Genomic DNA, 16,612 nt, shown 5'->3' with positions numbered 1-16,612 from the left:
TTTTCGCGACCCCTAAAATTCGACTGGAGCGAACGAGCCCGATAGGGCGCGTAGCCGGGGTGCGTTTCTTTTGGTTCGTTTTCTTTTCGTATAAAAAGAAAATGAACAAACTCCCAGCAGCCATCAAGTATGGAATTGTTGCGGGTAAAATTAATCAAGTGTGGCATCGCTGGCGCTCCGCAAAGCACTTCGTAGTAAGTGCCAGTGTCGCACTTTAACAAACGCAACCAGCCGACTCGCTAGCGCTCTCGGCTGTCACGGGCGTTAGCAGTTTGCAATAGTATGAGAGAAGCCAAAATACATGTAAGCCAGAGCGTTTCGTTAAAGCTCTATGATTTCGAGCGATTTGACGATGCGTCAGGCTATAGAATGAAAGTGCTCTTCATTTCTGATCCTTGTACGGATAGCATTGTTGGAGTTGGATTTATCTGTACCTGAACCACCAAGCGGCTATAGCTGGAGTTTCGATTTGGCCAAGTCATTGCATAGAAAAGGTCAGCTCACCGATAAACAATACGGCTATATAATCGCTTACCTAGATCTAGGTCATGACAAAAGTTAGCGTGATGGTTAAATCATCTGCTATCAGGTTTTAAGTGAGATAATCAAGGCACTAGCAGGCCACGCCTATTGTTCAGTCGTTGTGCTTTAATTGGAGAGGGATATGCCAAGTCTATTAAAAGTTATTTTTATTGTTCTGCTTACTTTTTTATTTTCTTGTTCTAATTCGGACAATTATGTTTATGGGGACGTAAGTGAAGTATCCCCTATTTCAAATGAAGAGAATATCTTTAATGGCAAGGATGTTGTTCGGATAGATCTAAACCAAAAAGGTGACATCTTGAACCGCTTAATGATTGGTGTGCCAAGAGATTACTTAGTTACTGGAAATGTTATTGTAAATCAAAAAAATAATGATCCAAGTATAATGTTGGAGGGGGTTTGGGACGGGATCGAATACTTAAGCCAATGGGGGAAGGAGGAGTCCATGTTAAAATTGGAGGTTCTTGATATCGATCGCACCAATAGAATTGCAAAATTTAGGATTTCTGCAGTCTTAGTTCCAACCTACGATGGTGAAACATTAGTAATTGATGGTTCTATATTTTCTGTTAAAGAAGCTAATTTTGATAGCTTGTTAAGTGTTGGTAGGTAACGCTAATGGTGTTGGGGCTAACGCAAAGCATATAGCTCAATATCGTCACTTGGAAACTATTGCGAGATGTCTTGAAACATGTCGCGAGTCGTTTAGGCAAGCGTTGAATAGAAAATGATTAAAGGGGTTTGTAGACTCTTTGTAGGTAGCGCTATCTCTTACCATGCGACATCCGAAGATGCCAAGCAGGCCGCTAAACTACACGTGTCTGATAACGTAGAATTTCGAATAGAAATATTAGAAGGTGTAGGTCTGCATGCAGTTGATGGGTGGGCTTATGAATATGCAAGCAATGGACGCCATCATGAATCCGCAATTGGTTGGCCATTTTTCTTGTGTGCGCGCTGGTGCCGCTTGTCCAACTGTAATTCAGCGGTTTCGCCGCTACCTTTCGGCCGTTAAAAGGACCGTGGGGATAGGGTGAATTACATTGGGCCTGAGTGCAAATTAATAGAGGGGTAGATGCCAGAGTATAGAGAAAGGGGTTTGAAAAGCTACTTGCCTGTTTTTTATGATTCCGTTTTTTTGTCTCGCGACAGCGCTTATAGAGCATTCGGCGTTCGGAGTTTCAATACTATTTAGTGTTTTAGATTTTTCCATCGCCACAGTAATTTCGCGTTTCTATGCAATTGCTATGTGGCCGGATTAACGGTCTTCTAATAGGGCGCAGGTGTGAGGTATCGCTCCATTGGTTTTTATCATTATTGTGTAGCTGACAATGACGTATTTCTATTTGAATGAAATAGTCATCCATGCGGCTAGCCGGTGCTCTGACCAAGGTTTTGAAGATAATTAAAGCACGCTGGCAATTTTGTACTTTGTTTCGTCATGCTATTGCGCATGATGTACGCCGGATTTCTTACGATTCAGCAAAGTGTTAGGTTGGTATTCAATGATCAAGAAAATGTCAGAGGAAATACTCGCCGCCTGGAAGGCTACCCCAGGTCTTATGAAGTATGTGTTAGTGATTGCAATTGTGCTTAATGCATCTTCTTTGGCATCCTTGTCTGAGAATATTATTAAGTGGAAAGGATTTATAAAGGCAGGAATTGATCTGTATCGCGACATCACTCTGCCAGTCATAACCTATGTCGAAAACATATTTGATTTTACTGTTGTTCAATGGCGGTTAGATTTCATTGTCGTCTACTATATTGTGGCCATTGCCGATATGCGGACATTGAAAGCGCCGTTTACATTCGATAAGAGCTCAGCGTTGAGCAATGTGCTTTTTGTTGTTTTTGCTTATATCTGGCTCCCGCTATTTTTTCTGAGTGGTTATTATTGGCTCTGGCAGTATGAAGTTCTTGTATTATTAGGTTTTATACTGTTTTTGCACATCGCTACACCCATAGGAATGGTGGTGGCCTATGGGGTCGATGAAGGAAATGGTGTTGTTTTTAGCGAAAATGAACTCGTCATTAAGCGAAAAAGTATTTTGTTTATCGTCAGTGTTGTTAGCGCATTATTGCTTGTGTGTACAGCTGCAGCAATAAATCAAGGGTTGCGTGGTTAGTCGTTGCATTCGACGCTACTGGCGTGGCGACTATATGCTTAGCCTAGCTATTGCTGGCGTGATAGAGCGTCGTGAACAATGACCAAGTGCAATGTCCTTGCTGTATTGACGCTATTGCCTATTCCTGCTGTCGCGCATGGAGTTAGTGGCGACGTTATGGTTTGGTATTTATTGATTCTGTTCGTAGGAATGGGTGACCCGCTTGTGGTTGGTGTAGCCGCGGCAATCCTGGGTGTGGCTAGTTTTAAGGGCGGCGGAAAGTCGTTTTGGTGGTTTGCGCTATCGGCATTATCATTCGTAGCCTTATTTGGTGTGATTATTTACTTTGGCAGAGCGGGCTAGAATTTACTAGGCCGCCGAGGCATACATCAACGTGGGCCTCGATTGGCTGCCCGGCAACCAACAATACTAGCCACGTGGACTCTGTGGCCACGCAATGCTTAGGGGCTCTATTCGGAATTTTTGTATTGCTAGTAAAAATAGGTATGGTGATTGCCGTTTCTTACACGCTCGGTTGGCAATTGCTGCATAAATTTGATGTGGAATCGGCAAGGAGTTTTTACTGTGGGCGTGTATTCCCGCGTTTTTGTGACAGCATCAATAGCGGTTTCTGTTATCCCTTATATGATATTTTTTGGTCGCGCTTTGGTTTTTCACGACAATGATCTTGTTAACGCGGCGGTCTTGGTTGGTCCGTGGTTGCTGTTACTGGTGATGGCAGTATTCTGGGTGTTGGGAAGGCGACTTGGATGGGTGATTCCCGCTGTTGCCACCTGTGTTTGCGCACCCTTGGCGATATTATCGCTCTTGTTGGGGATTGGCATGCTGTTGTTAATGCCAGCAATACTGTTTGCGGTGTTTCTCGTTCGGTATCATATTGGGCTATTGGCGGGTGTCGATCGCCCGGGTTCTGCAACCTAGCTGAATTATCCTCAAACCCCTGCGTTGCGGCGCCTAGCTACCGCGGCTAGGCTTTCTTAGAACCCCGCATCGGTAATGTGGCAGCATGCACCTTCTAGCGATCTACAGTTTGGTCTTAGTATTAACGTCTGCGCCAGCCTGGGCGGAAGAGGCTGAGCCGGCGGACGCTGCGCTGCGGATAGTTTTCAATAGCAATTTGGAAGAGCCCTATATTGTTAAGGAGGGAAATGAGATTGTTGGCGGCGTTCACTGGGACTTGGCGCAGTATGTGGGTCGGCAGCTGGGCCGCCCCGTAGAGATGATTGAAGTGCCAAGGAAGCGGTTGGAAGAGTTTCTGCGCGACGGCCGGGGCCATGTGCTGTTACTCAGTAATCCCGACTGGTTGTCTAACCCCGACCTGCTGGACTGGACGTGCAGTGTTTACACGGAGCGAGATTTAATCGTGCAAGATCGCTGGGAGGTATTCGACATTCACTCGCCTGCAGACTTGGCGGGCAAGCGCCTAGGGACTTTACAGGGTTACATCTATAAAGGGCTTTTTGATGGGCAGCACGGCTCGGCTATTATTCGCGACAATGCCAAAAGCTTTCACAGTAATTTTCTTCGCTTGAAGCGCGGTCGCATCGACGCGTTGATTGCACCTCAGATTTTAGTGGATTATCTATTTCAGACGGCTTACGAGCGAGCGGAATTTCATGTGGTGTCTAGCTGGTCTATTCCCCATGTACTCTACAGTGGAGTGTCGCCCCATTCGCCGGTCAGTGCGGCACAGCTGTCCGACGTCTACCAGGCGATGCAGCGTCAGGGTGACTTTGACGCCCTTTTAAAACGCTACCGTTAATGCGGCTTAAGCGTGACTTTACCCGGTGGAATTTGTTGAACGCCGAAACTGTTAGGCTGGCTTTGAATGGCTCGGTGAGCGAAAGCAGCCGGCTGGATCGGCTGGACACCAACGCGCCAGCCGCGAGCAGGCACCGCTGTGTGCAGGTCGCTGGCCTATGCGCCACTTTCTTTGCCGAGCATTTTTTGCGACAGTAGCGCTGTTATGCAGAGAGGTGGAATATGTCAACTAAGCTTTCGCCGGAAGACCAGGCGCGTGTGAATGCGGTGATCAACACCGGTGTGAATGATGTGGAGCGCAAGCCGTTCAGGCCTTGGTTGCTATTGGGGATTATTCTGTTAGTGCTCACCGCGTTAAGCGGCATCAGTTATTTTCTGGCTTGGCAACAGGGGGCGGTATAGGGCTGGGCGGGTTATCGCCGCCTAGATTTTGCCGGTAGGTTTTGGCCCACTGAATGAACTCGTCGGCGGGCATGGGGCGGGCTATCAGATACCCCTGCACGCTTTCGCAGCCCAGATCTGCCACCAGCTGCCAGTCTTCCTGTTGCTCTACGCCCTCGGCTACGCAGTGAATCTTGAGTTTTTTGGCGAGCGATATGCTCGACTCCAAAATGGCTTGGCTGACTTTGTTGTTGGCGGCCTCGTGGACGAAGGCGCGGTCGATTTTGAGCTCGGTAAAGGGGATCAGTTTTAACTGTTCCAACGTCGAAAAGCCGGTGCCGAAATCGTCGATGGACAGTCCAAAGCCCTTCAAGCGCAGCCGGGTCATGATGTCGAGGGTGGCGTTGGCGTCTTTGGGCAATGCGCTTTCGGTCATTTCTACCACAAACTGCTCGGGTGTCATGCCGCTTGCGCGCACCGTGCTGTCGAGTAGTTCCGGCGTGTCTAGGTGGCTTAGCGCCTTGGCAGAAAAGTTCACCGCTAAAGTCAGGTTGTAGCCCATCTGGTTCCAGGTATTGACCTGTTGCAGGCTAATTTTTAAGACGAGCTCCGTCAGTTGTTGCACCATGTCGTACTTTTCGGCGATGCCGATGAAAATGTCGGGCGCAATGTAGCCTTTATCCGGGTGGGCCCAGCGCGCCAGTGCCTCTACCCCCAGCAAGCGATAACTGCCAACCTCAATTTTTGGTTGATACCACACCGACAGCTGTTGCCCCAGAATGGCGGCTTGCAGTTCATCGGTGAACACCATGGTGGCGGGGCCAGTGGGTGTTTGCTTTTGCTGGCGCTTAAAGCTGCGCAGCATCGCCTCAAAAGGCGCCCGTTGAAGGGGTTTGGTCAGGGTGCCCAGCACCCGCAGCTGGTACTGCTCGCCGAGTACCTGCACGGCGTCCAATAGGCGGGGGTCTTCGCCGCTGATGAGGATGACGCCGGTGTTTAGCCCCAGTGCGCCCAGCTGGCGCAGCAATTGGATGCCATCCATTTCGGGCATATTTAAGTCGCTGATGACCAAATCGATTTCGTTGGCGCGGTTGGCAATCAGGCGCAGTGCCTCGGGTGCGCGGTTGGCCTCGTAGACTTGCTTAACCCCCAATTGCTTAAGCACTAATGCCAATGTTTTCAGCATAAAGGCATCGTCGTCGACAATCAGGCAACACAGTGTAGAAAGCGAGCTGTCTGTCATGATGAGTGTGTCTTGCTTCGGTGGTGTGGCGGTGAGGGTGAGTTTTGAGTATGGACTGCAAACCCAGCCGCTGCCAAATTCCCCGTGTGGGCGTGCTAGGCTGAATGGGTCACAAGCGTCTGGCGTCCACGCCCCTACTGCCTGTGCCTATGCCGACCACCATGATTAAGGGCCCGAGCATGCTCAACGACAACGATGCCCCGCTGGATATGGCCGTACTGACGGCGCTATTTGGCGACGACAGGGCGCTGTGCTTTAGTATTCTGGACGATTTCAGCAGTTCTATGGAGGACTACCGGGCGGAGCTGGCGGCGGCAACCGATCTCACCCAAGTGCGCGCGGTAGCCCATAAACTAAAATCCTCCGCGCGCACGGTGGGCGCCGGGCCGCTGGCAGATATTTGCGCGGCCTTGGAGCTGGCATGTCGCGCCGGCCAGCAATCGCAGGCCGAGCAGCTGCGGTTGTCTATTGGGCCGGAAATGGTGCGCGTGAATAAGTTTCTGGCGGGTCTGGTGCGCTAAAGGTTGCGCGTTAGCGGTTTTCCTAATGCCACTAGGTGGCGCCATTCATTGGCACTGACCGGCTGTACCGAAAGGCGCCCCTGTTTCACCAGTACCATCTCGCTGAGCTGCGGGTCTTTTTTAATGTCTGCCAGTGATTGTGGGCGGCTGAAATGGGCCTGATAGCAAATATCGACGCAGTACCAGCGGGGCGCATCTGCCTGCGCCTTGGGGTCAAAGTAGGGGCTGTTGGGGTCGAATTGTGCGGGGTCTGGGTAGCGGTCGCCCACAATGCGTGCGGTGCCAACGATGCCCACGGTTTTGCACTGGCTGTGGTAAATAAATACCTGGTCGCCATCGGCAGCTTGATCGCGCAGAAAGTTGCGGGCCTGGTAGTTGCGAATGCCATCCCAGCGCAGTTGGCCGGCGCGGGCGATGTCGTCCAGGCTGATGTCGTCGGGTTCTGTTTTGAAAAGCCAGTAGGCCATGGCGAGCGCTCCGTATTGCTCTGGTGTGGCTGCGCCCGCTAGCGGCGCTGGGCGCACCAGTCTACTTTAGTTTTACCGCTGTAAGGAACCGCAAAACCGGCATCCAGCAGTTGCTGCCCAAGGCTTTTACCGTCCACCCACACGTCGGACAACAACCGGAAATATTTATCGCGCTGCAGGTTATGTAGCTCGATGTGTTTGGCGTTGCGCAGGGCGGCCACAGTAAATTGCTTGGCGGCGCGCGCCTTATTTTTTTCGCTGTCGCAGCGGCTGCGAAGTTCCGGCGTGTCGATCCCCGCGATGCGCACACTGATGCGCTCGCCGGCCACGGCGGGCCAGTCGCGTATATTGACTGTGAAGGTATCGCCGTCGTAAATACTGACTACTTCGCTGACGGTGACATTGCCGTAGCGGCGTTTGTTGGCGTGGCTGGGAAGTGCGAGGAGCAGGCTACAAACAAGAACTAAAACAAGGCGCATGAATACATCGACTACTGCGTGCGTCCCTGCGTGATTGAAAAATACAGGCCGGTGTCGGGCGCTGGTTGCGCGCTGGCCGGCCGTTTAGTTTGGGTCGCCAATGTTAGCGGGCTTTGGCGGATCTCGCCGCAGCCCGGGTCACACATTGGTGTACTGGGCGTTAAAATTTCGCGCCGGGTAGGGCTAGTGTGTGGGCGATGGCGGCTTCGCAATCGGCTGCAGTTGCAGTGCGAATGCCCACGTGCGCCACTTTGCGCCCGGCCCGCGGAGCCTTGCCGTAAAAATGCGCATGGGCGCCCCCGATGGCTAACACTTCGGCAACGGTAGGCAGCTCGCCAATGATGTTTACCATGGCTGCGGTTCCCAGCGCCTGGGTGTTGCCCAGGGGCAGGTCGGCCACGGCGCGCACATGGTTTTCAAACTGACTGCACTCGGCGCCTTCGATAGTCCAGTGGCCAGAGTTGTGTACCCGCGGTGCGAATTCGTTGGCCAGCAATTGGTTGCCGCGCTGGAAAAACTCCACCGCGATGACGCCCACATAGTTGAAATGCGTCAGCAGTTTTTCGGTGTAGCTCTGCGCCTGCGAGGTCATGGCATCGCTGGGGCGCGCGCGGGCGACGCGCAATATGCCGGCGTGGTGATGATTCTCCGACAGCGGGTAGTAGCGAATTTCGCCGGCCAGATTGCGCACGGCCACCATGGATACCTCGCGCTCGAAGTCGATAAAACCTTCGAGGATGGCGGGCACTTCGCCAATGGCGCGCCAGGCGTCGGCCAGTTGCTCGGTGGATTTAATCACCGCCTGGCCCTTACCGTCGTAGCCCTGCGTGCGGGTTTTCAGTACCGCCGGCAGACCGATGTGCGCGGCGGCTTCGGTCAGCTCGGCCAGTGAGTTAACCTGCGCAAAGGGCGGCGTCTCTATACCCAGTTGGGTAAACAATTGCTTTTCGTTCAGGCGATCCTGTGCCACGTGCAGCACGTCGGCGGCTGGGTACACCGGCACCGTTTTGGCCAGCTGGCGGGCGCTGGCCTGGGGCACGTTTTCAAATTCGTAGGTGACTACATCTACTTGAGCGGCGAGTTTGGCCAGTGCGGCCGGGTCGTCGTAATCACCTTGTATCAATGTGGCGGCAGCGCCGGCGCAGGCCGTTTCGGAAGGGTCCAGCACCACAAAACTGCAGCCCAGTGGCACGCCGGCCAGCGCAATCATGCGCGCCAGCTGACCACCGCCCAAAACACCTATCTTCATCAGGCTTGCTCCCTCGGATCTGCGTTGGCCAAAACTTTTTCAGTTTGTTGCGCGCGGAAGGCCACCAGCGCCTTGCGGTATTCCGGGTACTTGTTGCCCAGCATGGCGGCGCCCAGTAGCGCGGCGTTGACGGCTCCGGCGCGACCGATGGCCAGGGTGCCCACGGGAATACCGGCGGGCATCTGCACGATGGACAAAAGCGAGTCCATGCCGTTCAGCGCCTTTGATTGGACCGGCACGCCCAGCACTGGCAGCGCTGTTTTGGCGGCCACCATGCCCGGCAAATGGGCCGCACCGCCGGCGCCGGCGATGATGGCTTCTATACCCCGCGCCTCTGCCTGTTCGGCGTATTGGAACAGTTTATCGGGTGTGCGGTGGGCTGACACCACCTCCACCTCGTGGGGAATACCCAGCGAGTCCAGAGTTTCGGCGGCGTGGCTCATGGTGTCCCAGTCGGAGGTCGACCCCATAATGATACCAATCAGCGGCTTCATGCGTGCTCCCCTTAAATTCAGAGTGGTCGGGAAAAAGGGACGCATTGTACCTACCCAATGCGCTAAAGGCACGGGTTTTCAGGGGTGTTTTGCCGGTTTTTTGAGCAGTTAAGCTGCCTGTGCCTGGGCGCGTGTCGGCGCACTGGCGTGCGCCTGTGGCGCATCGGCCGACAACAGTTGCAGCTGCCCGCAGGGCAGCTCCGCCAGCAAGGTGCAGCTTTCCACCCAGTCGCCACAATTGGCGTACAGCTTGCCGCTGCGCTCCAGCAGTGCCGGTTGATGGATGTGGCCGCACACGATGCCGTCGTAGCCCTCGGCAGTGGCGCGCGCCAGCGCCAGCCGCTGGTAGCTGTCCAGCAGCTGCCGGGCCTTGCCGAGCCGGTTTTTGATAAAGCCCGCCAGCGACCAGTATGAGCGGCCGCGCCAGCGTTGTATGTGCGCGTAGGCGCGGTTGATAAACAGTAGTAAATCGTAGGCTCGATCCCCCAGCCAGTAGAGCCAGGGGGCGGCGTGCATGGCCTGGTCAAAACAGTCGCCGTGAATAAGCAGTAGGCGCTCGCCGCGAGCGGTGACGTGGCTGGCTTCCCGTTGCAGCTCCACGCCCAATGGCAGCTTGCCCGCGAGTTGGCGCAGGGGCGCGTCGTGATTGCCGGGTACATAGGTAATGCGCACCCCCTCGGCGGCCAGCGCGCGCAAATGGGTCAGCACTGCCGAGTGCGACGGGCGCCACTGGCTGGATTTTTTGATGGCCCAAAGGTCGATAATGTCGCCCAGGAGATAAATGTGGTCGGCGTGCAGCTGCTGCAGTTTTTGCAGCAGCAATTCTGCCTGGCAGTCTTTGGCGCCCAGGTGAACATCGGAAATAAACAGTGTGCGAAATCGTTGATTCATAGTGCAACCATTGGCGGCGGATGCATCTCAGTGTGCCGCAGCAGTGTGACACTTTTGTCTCAGTTTTATCGCACTTGGGTGAGGCTTCAATGACGCCCAAATGACAGGTGATGAGCCGGACGCCGCCGCACTGCCCCGAGAAGTGGGCGCAAAAATGCGTCGCTAAAACGAGCGCCTGTTTGTCTGGCGCACGGAAGTGTGGCACATTCTGTGGCCCTACTCATAACAACAATATTGGCAGGCTCTTTCATGGACTATCTGTTGCCTCTGGCCCAATTTCAGGCGCGTGTTGCAAAGCACCCGCACAAGGTGTATCTCCATCAGCCCGTCAATCGCCAGTGGCGCCAATGGACCTGGGCGCAAATGGATTCCGAGGCGCGCACTATTGCCAGCGGACTGCTCAGTCACTTTTCCGCTGGCGATAAAATTGCCATTCTTGCCAAAAATTCCGCCGAGTGGTTTATCGCAGACCTGGCCATCATGATGGCCGGCATGATCAGTGTGCCCATCTATGCCACGGCCGGTGTCGATACCGTTCAATATGTGCTGGAACACAGTGAAGCGCGCGCGGTTTTCCTGGGCAAATTAGACGATACCCAGCCAGCTGAAACGGGCATCCCCGCCTCGGTAATGCGCATCGCGTTTCCCTATCCCACCGCCAGTGCCGAGCACCAGTGGTCCGATTGGCTGAACCGCTACGAACCCTTGGCGCAGTTGCCCGAACAAACACCCGACGCCATGTTCAGCCTGGTGTATACATCGGGTTCCACCGGCCTGCCCAAGGGCGTGGTGTTGAGCTGCCAAAACGTGGGTGCCTCTGCTCACGCCACCGCCGCACAGGTTAGCTGGCGCGACGACGACCGCTGTATTTCCTATCTGCCGTTGGCGCACATTACCGAGCGCTGTGTGCTGGAGCTCATGACCTATTACAGCGGTGCATCGGTGTATTTCGTGGAGTCTCTGGATACCTTTGTGGCGGATGTGCAACACGCGCAACCGAGCTTTTTTATCTCGGTGCCGCGCCTTTGGACGAAATTTCAAAGCGGTATTCTGGCAAAAATTCCCGATCAAAAATTGCAGCGGTTGCTGAAAATTCCGCTGCTGGGTTGGTGGGTGGCGCGCAAAATTCGCCACGGTCTGGGCCTGGGGCACGCCCGCTTGCTGGGCTCGGGTTCCGCGCCCATCGCGCCCGCCATGCTGCACTGGTATCGCCGTTTGGGCATGGACATCGCCGAGGGTTGGGGCATGACCGAAACCGCAGGCTTGTCGTGTTCTAACTTGCCCTATCGCGCCGACCGTATTGGCACCATTGGCGTGCCCGTGTCCTGCGTGGAAATGCGTCTGGCCGACGACAACGAAGTGCAAATTCGCGGCGAGGCGGTGTTTAAAAGTTATTACAAAAACCCCGAGGCGACGGCTGAGGCTTTTGTGGACGGTTGGTTTCGCACCGGAGATCGCGGCGAGCAAACTGCCGACGGCGCCTATAAGATTGTCGGGCGTTTGAAAGAGCAATTTAAAACCGCCAAGGGTAAGTACGTTGCGCCGGCGCCCATTGAGAACCTGCTGGCTCGCAACGAGTGGATTGAGCAAAGTTGTGTGCTGGGCGTGGGCCGGCCCCAGCCAGTGGCACTGGTGGTGCTGAGCGAAGCGGGGATGAAGAAAACCCGCGCCGACATCGAGCGCTCGCTGCAGGCCACCTTGGCAGACCTCAATGGCGAGCTGGAATCCCACGAGCGGCTCGGCGGTATTATCGTGTTGAGCGAGCCCTGGACCACGGAAAATGGTCTCTTGACCCCCACCCTAAAAATCAGGCGCGGGCCCATTGAAAAGCAATTCAGCGACCTGTTGGATCGCATGGGCGATGCCACCCTTATTTGGGCGCGCGATCTCTAACCCCTGTCTGCGGGGCATTGGGCGCTGCGGTTTGCGATAAAGCCCGGCGCCCAGGGCTTGCATGCGTACCGCACCGGCCCTTAGGCGTGTTAAGATGCGCGCCAAATTCCCGTTGGATGGACACTATGCATTGTCCTTTTTGCAGTGCCGACGACACCAAGGTGATCGACTCCCGGCTAGTGGCCGAGGGCGATCAGGTGCGCCGCCGGCGCGAATGCCTGTCGTGTCGCGAGCGTTTTACGACCTACGAAGTTGCCGAATTGTTGATGCCGCGCATCATCAAGCAGGATGGCACGCGCGAGCCCTTCGACGAGTTGAAGCTGCGCGCGGGCCTGCTGCGGGCGCTGGAAAAGCGCCCGGTCAGTACAGAGGATATCGAGTCGGCCCTCAATCAGATTAAGCACGCGCTGCAAGCCACGGGCGAGCGGGAAATACCGTCGCGCCTGCTGGGCGAAAAAGTGATGGAAAAGCTGCGCAACCTCGATCAGGTAGCCTATGTTCGCTTTGCCTCCGTGTACCGGCAATTTCAGGATATCAGCGAATTTCGCGACGAAATTGAGCGTCTGGAACGCAATCCCCGAGACGTTGAATGACCCCAGATCACAATCGCTTTATGGCGCGGGCGCTGCAGCTGGCAGAGCGCGGCCGCTACACCACCCAACCTAACCCCCGCGTGGGGTGCGTGCTGGTGCGCACCGATGGTGCCGAGCCAGAAATCGTGGCCGAGGGCTGGCATCAGCGCGCGGGCCAGGGCCACGCCGAGGTGAATGCCCTGGCAGCCGTGGACGACGCGCGCGGGCTAACTGCCTATGTCACGCTGGAGCCCTGCAATCACCAGGGCCGCACCGGGCCCTGCAGCGAGGCGCTGATCAAGGCCGGTATTCGCGTACTGGTGTACGGCATGCAAGACCCCAATCCGCAGGTGGCGGGCCAGGGCTTGGCGCGCTTGCGCGCAGCCGGGGTGGAGGTCATCGGGCCGGTCATGGCGGCGCAGGCCGAGGCCTTGAACCCGGGATTTATTAAACGCATGCGCACCGGCTTGCCCTTTGTGCGGGTGAAACTGGCCATGAGCCTGGATGGTCGCACGGCCATGGCCAGCGGCGAGTCCCAGTGGATTACCGGGCCCGAGGCGCGCGGCGATGTGCAGCGGTTGCGCGCCTCTAGCAGCGCCATCATTACCGGCGCCGACACCGTCTTGCACGACGATGCGGCGCTGACCGTGCGCGCGGCGCAGCTGGGCCTGCCAGCGGACGAAGCTGCCGCGGCCGCCGCCCAACAGCCGCTGCGGGTGGTACTAGACAGGCGCAGCCGGTTGCCGCAGGGGTGTCGTTTGCTGTCGCTGCCGGGCCCCGTGTTGCTGGTGCAGAATCAACCGCTGAGCTATCCGGACGCGGTGGCGAGCGTGGAGACACTGTCCATGGCCGATCAACAAAGCGACGGCGGCGATTTGCTGGCGCTGCTACAGGAGTTGGGCCGGCGCGAGTGCAACGAAGTACTGGTGGAAGCCGGCAGCCGGCTGGCCGGCAGCTTTATGGGCGCGGGCTTGGTGGACGAGCTGATAGTATTTATGGCGCCCACTCTGTTGGGCTCCAGCGCGCGCCCGCTCCTGGCCCTGCCGCTGACCAATATGGCCGAGCAGCAGCGCCTGGATATTATCGATGTGCGCGCGGTGGGCAATGATTGGCGCATTACCGCGCGGCCGCTGGCGCGCAGTGTCGAGTCCAATTAGCGTTAACGAAGAGCGATTATGTTTACCGGAATTATCGAAGCAGTGGGTGAAATCCGCGCCGCCGAACCCAAGGGCGGCGATCTGCGCTTGCGCGTGGCCACGGGCAACCTGGATCTCAGCGATGTGCAGTTAGGCGATTCCATCGCCACTAACGGCGTCTGTTTGACGGTGGTGGCACTGCCTGGCGATGGCTACTGGGCCGATGTCAGTTTGGAAACCCTGGCCAATACTACCCTCACCGAATGGCAGGTGGGTCGGCCCGTGAACCTGGAAAAGGCGTTGACCCCCACCACCCGGCTGGGTGGGCATTTGGTCAGCGGTCACGTGGACGGCGTGGGCGAGGTGCTCAGTCGCAGCAGCGATGGGCGCTCCGAGCGCTTTCGTCTGCGCGCGCCCAAGGCCCTGGCCAAGTACATTGCCCACAAGGGCTCGATCACGGTGGACGGCACCAGCCTGACCGTCAACGCCGTGGATGGCGACACCTTTGATTTGAATATCGTGCCCCACACCCTTGAGAAGACTGTGATGGGCACCTATAAAGCAGGCACAGCGGTGAATCTGGAAGTGGATTTACTGGCCCGCTATCTCGAGCGACTACTATTGGGAGATAAGGCGGCCGAGCCGAGCGCTGCGGGCGGTATCTCCATGGCATTTCTGGCCGAGCACGGTTACCACCGCGGTCAATAACACAGGAACCAATATGGAACTGAATACGGTAGAAGAACTCATCGACGATATCCGCCAGGGCAAGATGGTGATCCTGATGGACGATGAAGATCGCGAGAACGAAGGCGATCTGGTGATCGCCGCGGAGCAGATTCGCCCGGAAGACATCAACTTTATGGCCAAGCATGCGCGCGGCCTGATTTGCCTGACGCTGACTGAAAAGCGCTGCCGCCAGTTAGATTTGCCGTTGATGGTGGGCGCCGGTCACAACCGCGCCCAACACGCCACTAACTTCACCTTGTCGATCGAGGCCGCCGAAGGCGTGACCACGGGCATTTCCGCCGCCGACCGCGCGCGCACCGTGCGCGCCGCCGTCACCCGCGATGCCAAACCCGAAGACATTGTGCAGCCGGGCCATATCTTCCCATTGATGGCCCAGCCCGGTGGCGTGCTGAGCCGCGCCGGCCATACCGAAGCCGGTTGCGATTTGGCGCGCCTGGCAGGTTTTGAGCCGGCCGCCGTCATCGTCGAAATCATGAATGAAGACGGCACCATGGCGCGCCGCAACGACCTGGAGGCCTTTGCCAAAACCCACGGTCTGAAAATGGGCACCATCGCCGATTTGATTCACTACCGCTCGGTGAAGGAAAAAACCGTGGAGTGCATTAGCACTCGCCCGGTGAATACCGCCTTTGGCGAATTTGAATTGCGCACCTACCGCGATGTGGCGCGCCAGGAATTGCATTTCGCCCTGCTCAAGGGCGAGATCAAAGCCGAAGAGGCGACGCTGGTGCGCGTGCACGTACAAGACAGCGCCCGCGATCTGCTGACCATTCAGCGGCCGTCGGACAGCGAGCACGCCCCCTGGACGTTCCACGCCGCGCTAAAAGCCGTGCAAAGCGAAGGCAAGGGTGTGGTGGTGCTGATCTGCCACACCGAGTCGCCGCAGGATATCGCCGACAATATCGACTGGATGTTGTCGGGCCGCCAGCGCCAGTTGAGCCAGGATGCGGTGTACAAACAAGTGGGCACCGGCGCGCAAATATTGCGCGACATCGGCGTGCGCAAAATGAATTTAATGTCGGCGCCGCTGAAATTTTCGGCCATCTCCGGGTTTGATCTGGAAGTGGTGGATTTGTTTTCTTGCCCGGCCTAACGCGGCACCTTCGCGCCCTACACTAACATTTGAATGTGAACCTACAGGAAAGACCATGAGCAAGATTACTGTCGTTGAAGGCGATTTTACCCAGTGCAAAGGCAAGTACGCGTTGATCGTCAGCCGCTGGAACAGCTTTGTAGTAGAAAGTCTGAAGGACGGCGCCCTGGATACCCTGCGTCGTCACGGCATCAAAGACGAAGACATCACCATCTACTACGCACCGGGCGCCTTTGAATTCCCGCTGGTAGCCCAGAAACTGGCTGGCACTGGCAAGTTCGACGCCATCATCGCGCTGGGCGCCGTGATTCGCGGCGGCACGCCCCATTTTGAATATGTGGCGGGCGAGTGCACCAAAGGTTTGGCGCAGGCCTCCATGGCCAGCGGTGTGCCCATTACCTTTGGCGTCCTGACCGTGGATTCCATCGAGCAGGCCATCGAGCGCTCGGGCACCAAGGCCGGCAACAAAGGCGTGGAAGCCACGCTCACGGCGCTGGAAATGGTGTCGCTGTTGGCGAAGGTGTAAACCCATGAACGTATCAGCATCGGGCCGCCGACAGGCGCGGCACTACGCCATGCAAGGCTTGTATCAATGGCAAATGGCGGGCAGCTCGCTCAATGCGATCGAGGCCGAGTTTCGCACTGACAACGACATGTCCAAGGTGGATGTGCCCTATTTCCACGAATTGCTGCACCAGGTGCCGGCAAAATTGGACGAGCTGGAAGCGGCCTTTGCGCCCTTTTTACAGGGGCGGGATCTGGACGAACTGGACCCCATCACCCAATCGCTGCTGCGTCTGTCCACCTACGAAATGAAACATCGGGTGGATGTGCCCTATAAGGTTGTGATCAATGAAAGCGTGGCACTGGCGAAAAAATTTGGCGCCACCGATGCGCACAAATTTATCAACGCCGTACTGGACCAATTGGCCGCTGCCGTGCGGTCGCTGGAAGTGCAAGCCGAGCGCAATCAAAAGCGCTAGGTCTACACTGAACGCAACTGCAGACAA

20 protein-coding genes are annotated in these 16,612 nt (G+C 56.2%); 14 read left to right on the top strand and 6 right to left on the bottom strand.

From position 1 onward, the window contains the following. From ACW8F6_RS01580 to ACW8F6_RS01555, 6 genes are all read left to right on the top strand, one after another. A partial coding sequence (locus ACW8F6_RS01580; protein WP_491574082.1) for a hypothetical protein occupies positions 1–218 on the top strand: 218 nt, incomplete at its 5' end. Positions 219–664: 446 nt separating this feature from the next. Beyond that, a complete protein-coding gene (locus ACW8F6_RS01575) occupies positions 665–1,156 on the top strand; it encodes a hypothetical protein (RefSeq protein ID WP_491574081.1) in 492 nt (163 codons plus the stop codon). A gap of 892 nt (positions 1,157–2,048) precedes the next feature. After that, a complete protein-coding gene (locus ACW8F6_RS01570; protein ID WP_491574080.1) occupies positions 2,049–2,672 on the top strand; it encodes a hypothetical protein in 624 nt (207 codons plus the stop codon). Between the two features lie 564 nt (positions 2,673–3,236). Beyond that, entirely contained in the window at positions 3,237–3,593 is a 357-nt protein-coding gene (locus tag ACW8F6_RS01565; RefSeq protein ID WP_491574079.1) for a hypothetical protein, read from the top strand. 85 nt (positions 3,594–3,678) lie between these two features. Further along, positions 3,679–4,434, top strand: a complete 756-nt coding sequence (locus ACW8F6_RS01560; protein WP_491574078.1) for a substrate-binding periplasmic protein — start codon at positions 3,679–3,681, stop codon at positions 4,432–4,434. A 221-nt stretch (positions 4,435–4,655) separates the two neighbouring features. Then, entirely contained in the window at positions 4,656–4,835 is a 180-nt protein-coding gene (locus ACW8F6_RS01555; RefSeq protein ID WP_491574077.1) for a DUF3094 family protein, read from the top strand. On the opposite strand, the gene ACW8F6_RS01550 is transcribed toward ACW8F6_RS01555, so the two are convergent. Continuing rightward, entirely contained in the window at positions 4,798–6,057 is a 1,260-nt protein-coding gene (locus ACW8F6_RS01550) for an EAL domain-containing response regulator (RefSeq protein ID WP_491574076.1), read from the bottom strand. The two genes, ACW8F6_RS01555 and ACW8F6_RS01550, sit on opposite strands and share 38 nt — an antisense overlap. Positions 6,058–6,161: 104 nt before the next feature. Between ACW8F6_RS01550 and ACW8F6_RS01545 the strand changes: the two genes are divergently transcribed. Then, entirely contained in the window at positions 6,162–6,578 is a 417-nt protein-coding gene (locus ACW8F6_RS01545) for an Hpt domain-containing protein (RefSeq protein WP_491574075.1), read from the top strand. Here ACW8F6_RS01545 and ACW8F6_RS01540 read toward each other — a convergent pair. From ACW8F6_RS01540 to ACW8F6_RS01520, 5 genes are all read right to left on the bottom strand, one after another. Next, positions 6,575–7,045, bottom strand: coding sequence for an EVE domain-containing protein (locus tag ACW8F6_RS01540; protein WP_491574074.1), 471 nt, complete (start codon positions 7,043–7,045; stop codon positions 6,575–6,577). The genes ACW8F6_RS01545 and ACW8F6_RS01540 overlap by 4 nt on opposite strands. Positions 7,046–7,083: 38 nt before the next feature. Beyond that, on the bottom strand, positions 7,084–7,524 hold the full coding sequence (locus tag ACW8F6_RS01535; RefSeq protein WP_491574073.1) for a thermonuclease family protein: 441 nt from the start codon (positions 7,522–7,524) through the stop codon (positions 7,084–7,086). A gap of 160 nt (positions 7,525–7,684) precedes the next feature. Further along, positions 7,685–8,773 (bottom strand): 5-(carboxyamino)imidazole ribonucleotide synthase, encoded by a 1,089-nt coding sequence (locus ACW8F6_RS01530; protein WP_491574072.1) that lies wholly within the window; start codon positions 8,771–8,773, stop codon positions 7,685–7,687. Continuing rightward, complete coding sequence (gene purE, locus ACW8F6_RS01525; protein WP_491574071.1) at positions 8,773–9,267, bottom strand: 5-(carboxyamino)imidazole ribonucleotide mutase; 495 nt, start codon at positions 9,265–9,267, stop codon at positions 8,773–8,775. Before purE ends, ACW8F6_RS01530 begins: the two co-directional genes overlap by 1 nt. Before the next feature lie 108 nt (positions 9,268–9,375). Further along, positions 9,376–10,158: a UDP-2,3-diacylglucosamine diphosphatase gene (locus ACW8F6_RS01520; RefSeq protein ID WP_491574070.1), complete on the bottom strand. Its 783-nt coding sequence runs from the start codon at positions 10,156–10,158 to the stop codon at positions 9,376–9,378. A gap of 249 nt (positions 10,159–10,407) precedes the next feature. Here ACW8F6_RS01520 and ACW8F6_RS01515 point away from each other — a divergent pair, with 249 nt between their 5' ends. The 7 genes from ACW8F6_RS01515 to nusB all read left to right on the top strand — a co-directional run bounded on the left by ACW8F6_RS01515 (position 10,408) and on the right by nusB (position 16,585). Continuing rightward, positions 10,408–12,051 carry an AMP-binding protein gene (locus ACW8F6_RS01515; RefSeq protein WP_491574069.1) on the top strand — a complete coding sequence of 548 codons (1,644 nt, stop codon included), beginning with the start codon at positions 10,408–10,410 and terminating at the stop codon, positions 12,049–12,051. 125 nt (positions 12,052–12,176) lie between these two features. Beyond that, a complete protein-coding gene (gene nrdR / locus ACW8F6_RS01510; protein WP_491574068.1) occupies positions 12,177–12,644 on the top strand; it encodes a transcriptional regulator NrdR in 468 nt (155 codons plus the stop codon). Then, on the top strand, positions 12,641–13,780 hold the full coding sequence (gene ribD / locus ACW8F6_RS01505; protein ID WP_491574067.1) for a bifunctional diaminohydroxyphosphoribosylaminopyrimidine deaminase/5-amino-6-(5-phosphoribosylamino)uracil reductase RibD: 1,140 nt from the start codon (positions 12,641–12,643) through the stop codon (positions 13,778–13,780). The genes nrdR and ribD overlap by 4 nt, the downstream gene beginning before the upstream one ends. Positions 13,781–13,798: 18 nt before the next feature. Beyond that, positions 13,799–14,467, top strand: a complete 669-nt coding sequence (locus ACW8F6_RS01500) for a riboflavin synthase (RefSeq protein WP_491574066.1) — start codon at positions 13,799–13,801, stop codon at positions 14,465–14,467. Positions 14,468–14,480: 13 nt separating this feature from the next. Then, a complete protein-coding gene (ribBA, locus tag ACW8F6_RS01495) occupies positions 14,481–15,602 on the top strand; it encodes a bifunctional 3,4-dihydroxy-2-butanone-4-phosphate synthase/GTP cyclohydrolase II (RefSeq protein WP_491574065.1) in 1,122 nt (373 codons plus the stop codon). Positions 15,603–15,657: 55 nt separating this feature from the next. Next, positions 15,658–16,128: a 6,7-dimethyl-8-ribityllumazine synthase gene (gene ribH / locus ACW8F6_RS01490; RefSeq protein WP_491574064.1), complete on the top strand. Its 471-nt coding sequence runs from the start codon at positions 15,658–15,660 to the stop codon at positions 16,126–16,128. Between the two features lie 4 nt (positions 16,129–16,132). Next, on the top strand, positions 16,133–16,585 hold the full coding sequence (gene nusB, locus ACW8F6_RS01485) for a transcription antitermination factor NusB (protein ID WP_491574063.1): 453 nt from the start codon (positions 16,133–16,135) through the stop codon (positions 16,583–16,585). Positions 16,586–16,612: the final 27 nt, after the last annotated feature.

This window comes from Simiduia sp. (assembly GCF_058345725.1).
The sequence above is the reverse complement of the archived record's forward strand: the minus strand, read 5'-3'. Positions and strand labels throughout refer to the sequence as shown.

What these genes read in the sequence shown, in the direction of transcription:
- ACW8F6_RS01575 (WP_491574081.1), top strand. Translation starts at nt 665, where the DNA reads ATGCCAAGTCTATTAAAAGTTATTTTTATTGTTCTGCTTACTTTTTTA.
- ACW8F6_RS01570 (WP_491574080.1), top strand. Translation starts at nt 2,049, where the DNA reads ATGATCAAGAAAATGTCAGAGGAAATACTCGCCGCCTGGAAGGCTACC.
- ACW8F6_RS01560 (WP_491574078.1), top strand. Translation starts at nt 3,679, where the DNA reads ATGCACCTTCTAGCGATCTACAGTTTGGTCTTAGTATTAACGTCTGCG.
- ACW8F6_RS01555 (WP_491574077.1), top strand. Translation starts at nt 4,656, where the DNA reads ATGTCAACTAAGCTTTCGCCGGAAGACCAGGCGCGTGTGAATGCGGTG.
- ACW8F6_RS01550 (WP_491574076.1), bottom strand. Translation starts at nt 6,057, where the DNA reads ATGACAGACAGCTCGCTTTCTACACTGTGTTGCCTGATTGTCGACGAC.
- ACW8F6_RS01545 (WP_491574075.1), top strand. Translation starts at nt 6,162, where the DNA reads ATGGGTCACAAGCGTCTGGCGTCCACGCCCCTACTGCCTGTGCCTATG.
- ACW8F6_RS01540 (WP_491574074.1), bottom strand. Translation starts at nt 7,045, where the DNA reads ATGGCCTACTGGCTTTTCAAAACAGAACCCGACGACATCAGCCTGGAC.
- ACW8F6_RS01535 (WP_491574073.1), bottom strand. Translation starts at nt 7,524, where the DNA reads ATGCGCCTTGTTTTAGTTCTTGTTTGTAGCCTGCTCCTCGCACTTCCC.
- ACW8F6_RS01530 (WP_491574072.1), bottom strand. Translation starts at nt 8,773, where the DNA reads ATGAAGATAGGTGTTTTGGGCGGTGGTCAGCTGGCGCGCATGATTGCG.
- purE (WP_491574071.1), bottom strand. Translation starts at nt 9,267, where the DNA reads ATGAAGCCGCTGATTGGTATCATTATGGGGTCGACCTCCGACTGGGAC.
- ACW8F6_RS01520 (WP_491574070.1), bottom strand. Translation starts at nt 10,158, where the DNA reads ATGAATCAACGATTTCGCACACTGTTTATTTCCGATGTTCACCTGGGC.
- ACW8F6_RS01515 (WP_491574069.1), top strand. Translation starts at nt 10,408, where the DNA reads ATGGACTATCTGTTGCCTCTGGCCCAATTTCAGGCGCGTGTTGCAAAG.
- nrdR (WP_491574068.1), top strand. Translation starts at nt 12,177, where the DNA reads ATGCATTGTCCTTTTTGCAGTGCCGACGACACCAAGGTGATCGACTCC.
- ribD (WP_491574067.1), top strand. Translation starts at nt 12,641, where the DNA reads ATGACCCCAGATCACAATCGCTTTATGGCGCGGGCGCTGCAGCTGGCA.
- ACW8F6_RS01500 (WP_491574066.1), top strand. Translation starts at nt 13,799, where the DNA reads ATGTTTACCGGAATTATCGAAGCAGTGGGTGAAATCCGCGCCGCCGAA.
- ribBA (WP_491574065.1), top strand. Translation starts at nt 14,481, where the DNA reads ATGGAACTGAATACGGTAGAAGAACTCATCGACGATATCCGCCAGGGC.
- ribH (WP_491574064.1), top strand. Translation starts at nt 15,658, where the DNA reads ATGAGCAAGATTACTGTCGTTGAAGGCGATTTTACCCAGTGCAAAGGC.
- nusB (WP_491574063.1), top strand. Translation starts at nt 16,133, where the DNA reads ATGAACGTATCAGCATCGGGCCGCCGACAGGCGCGGCACTACGCCATG.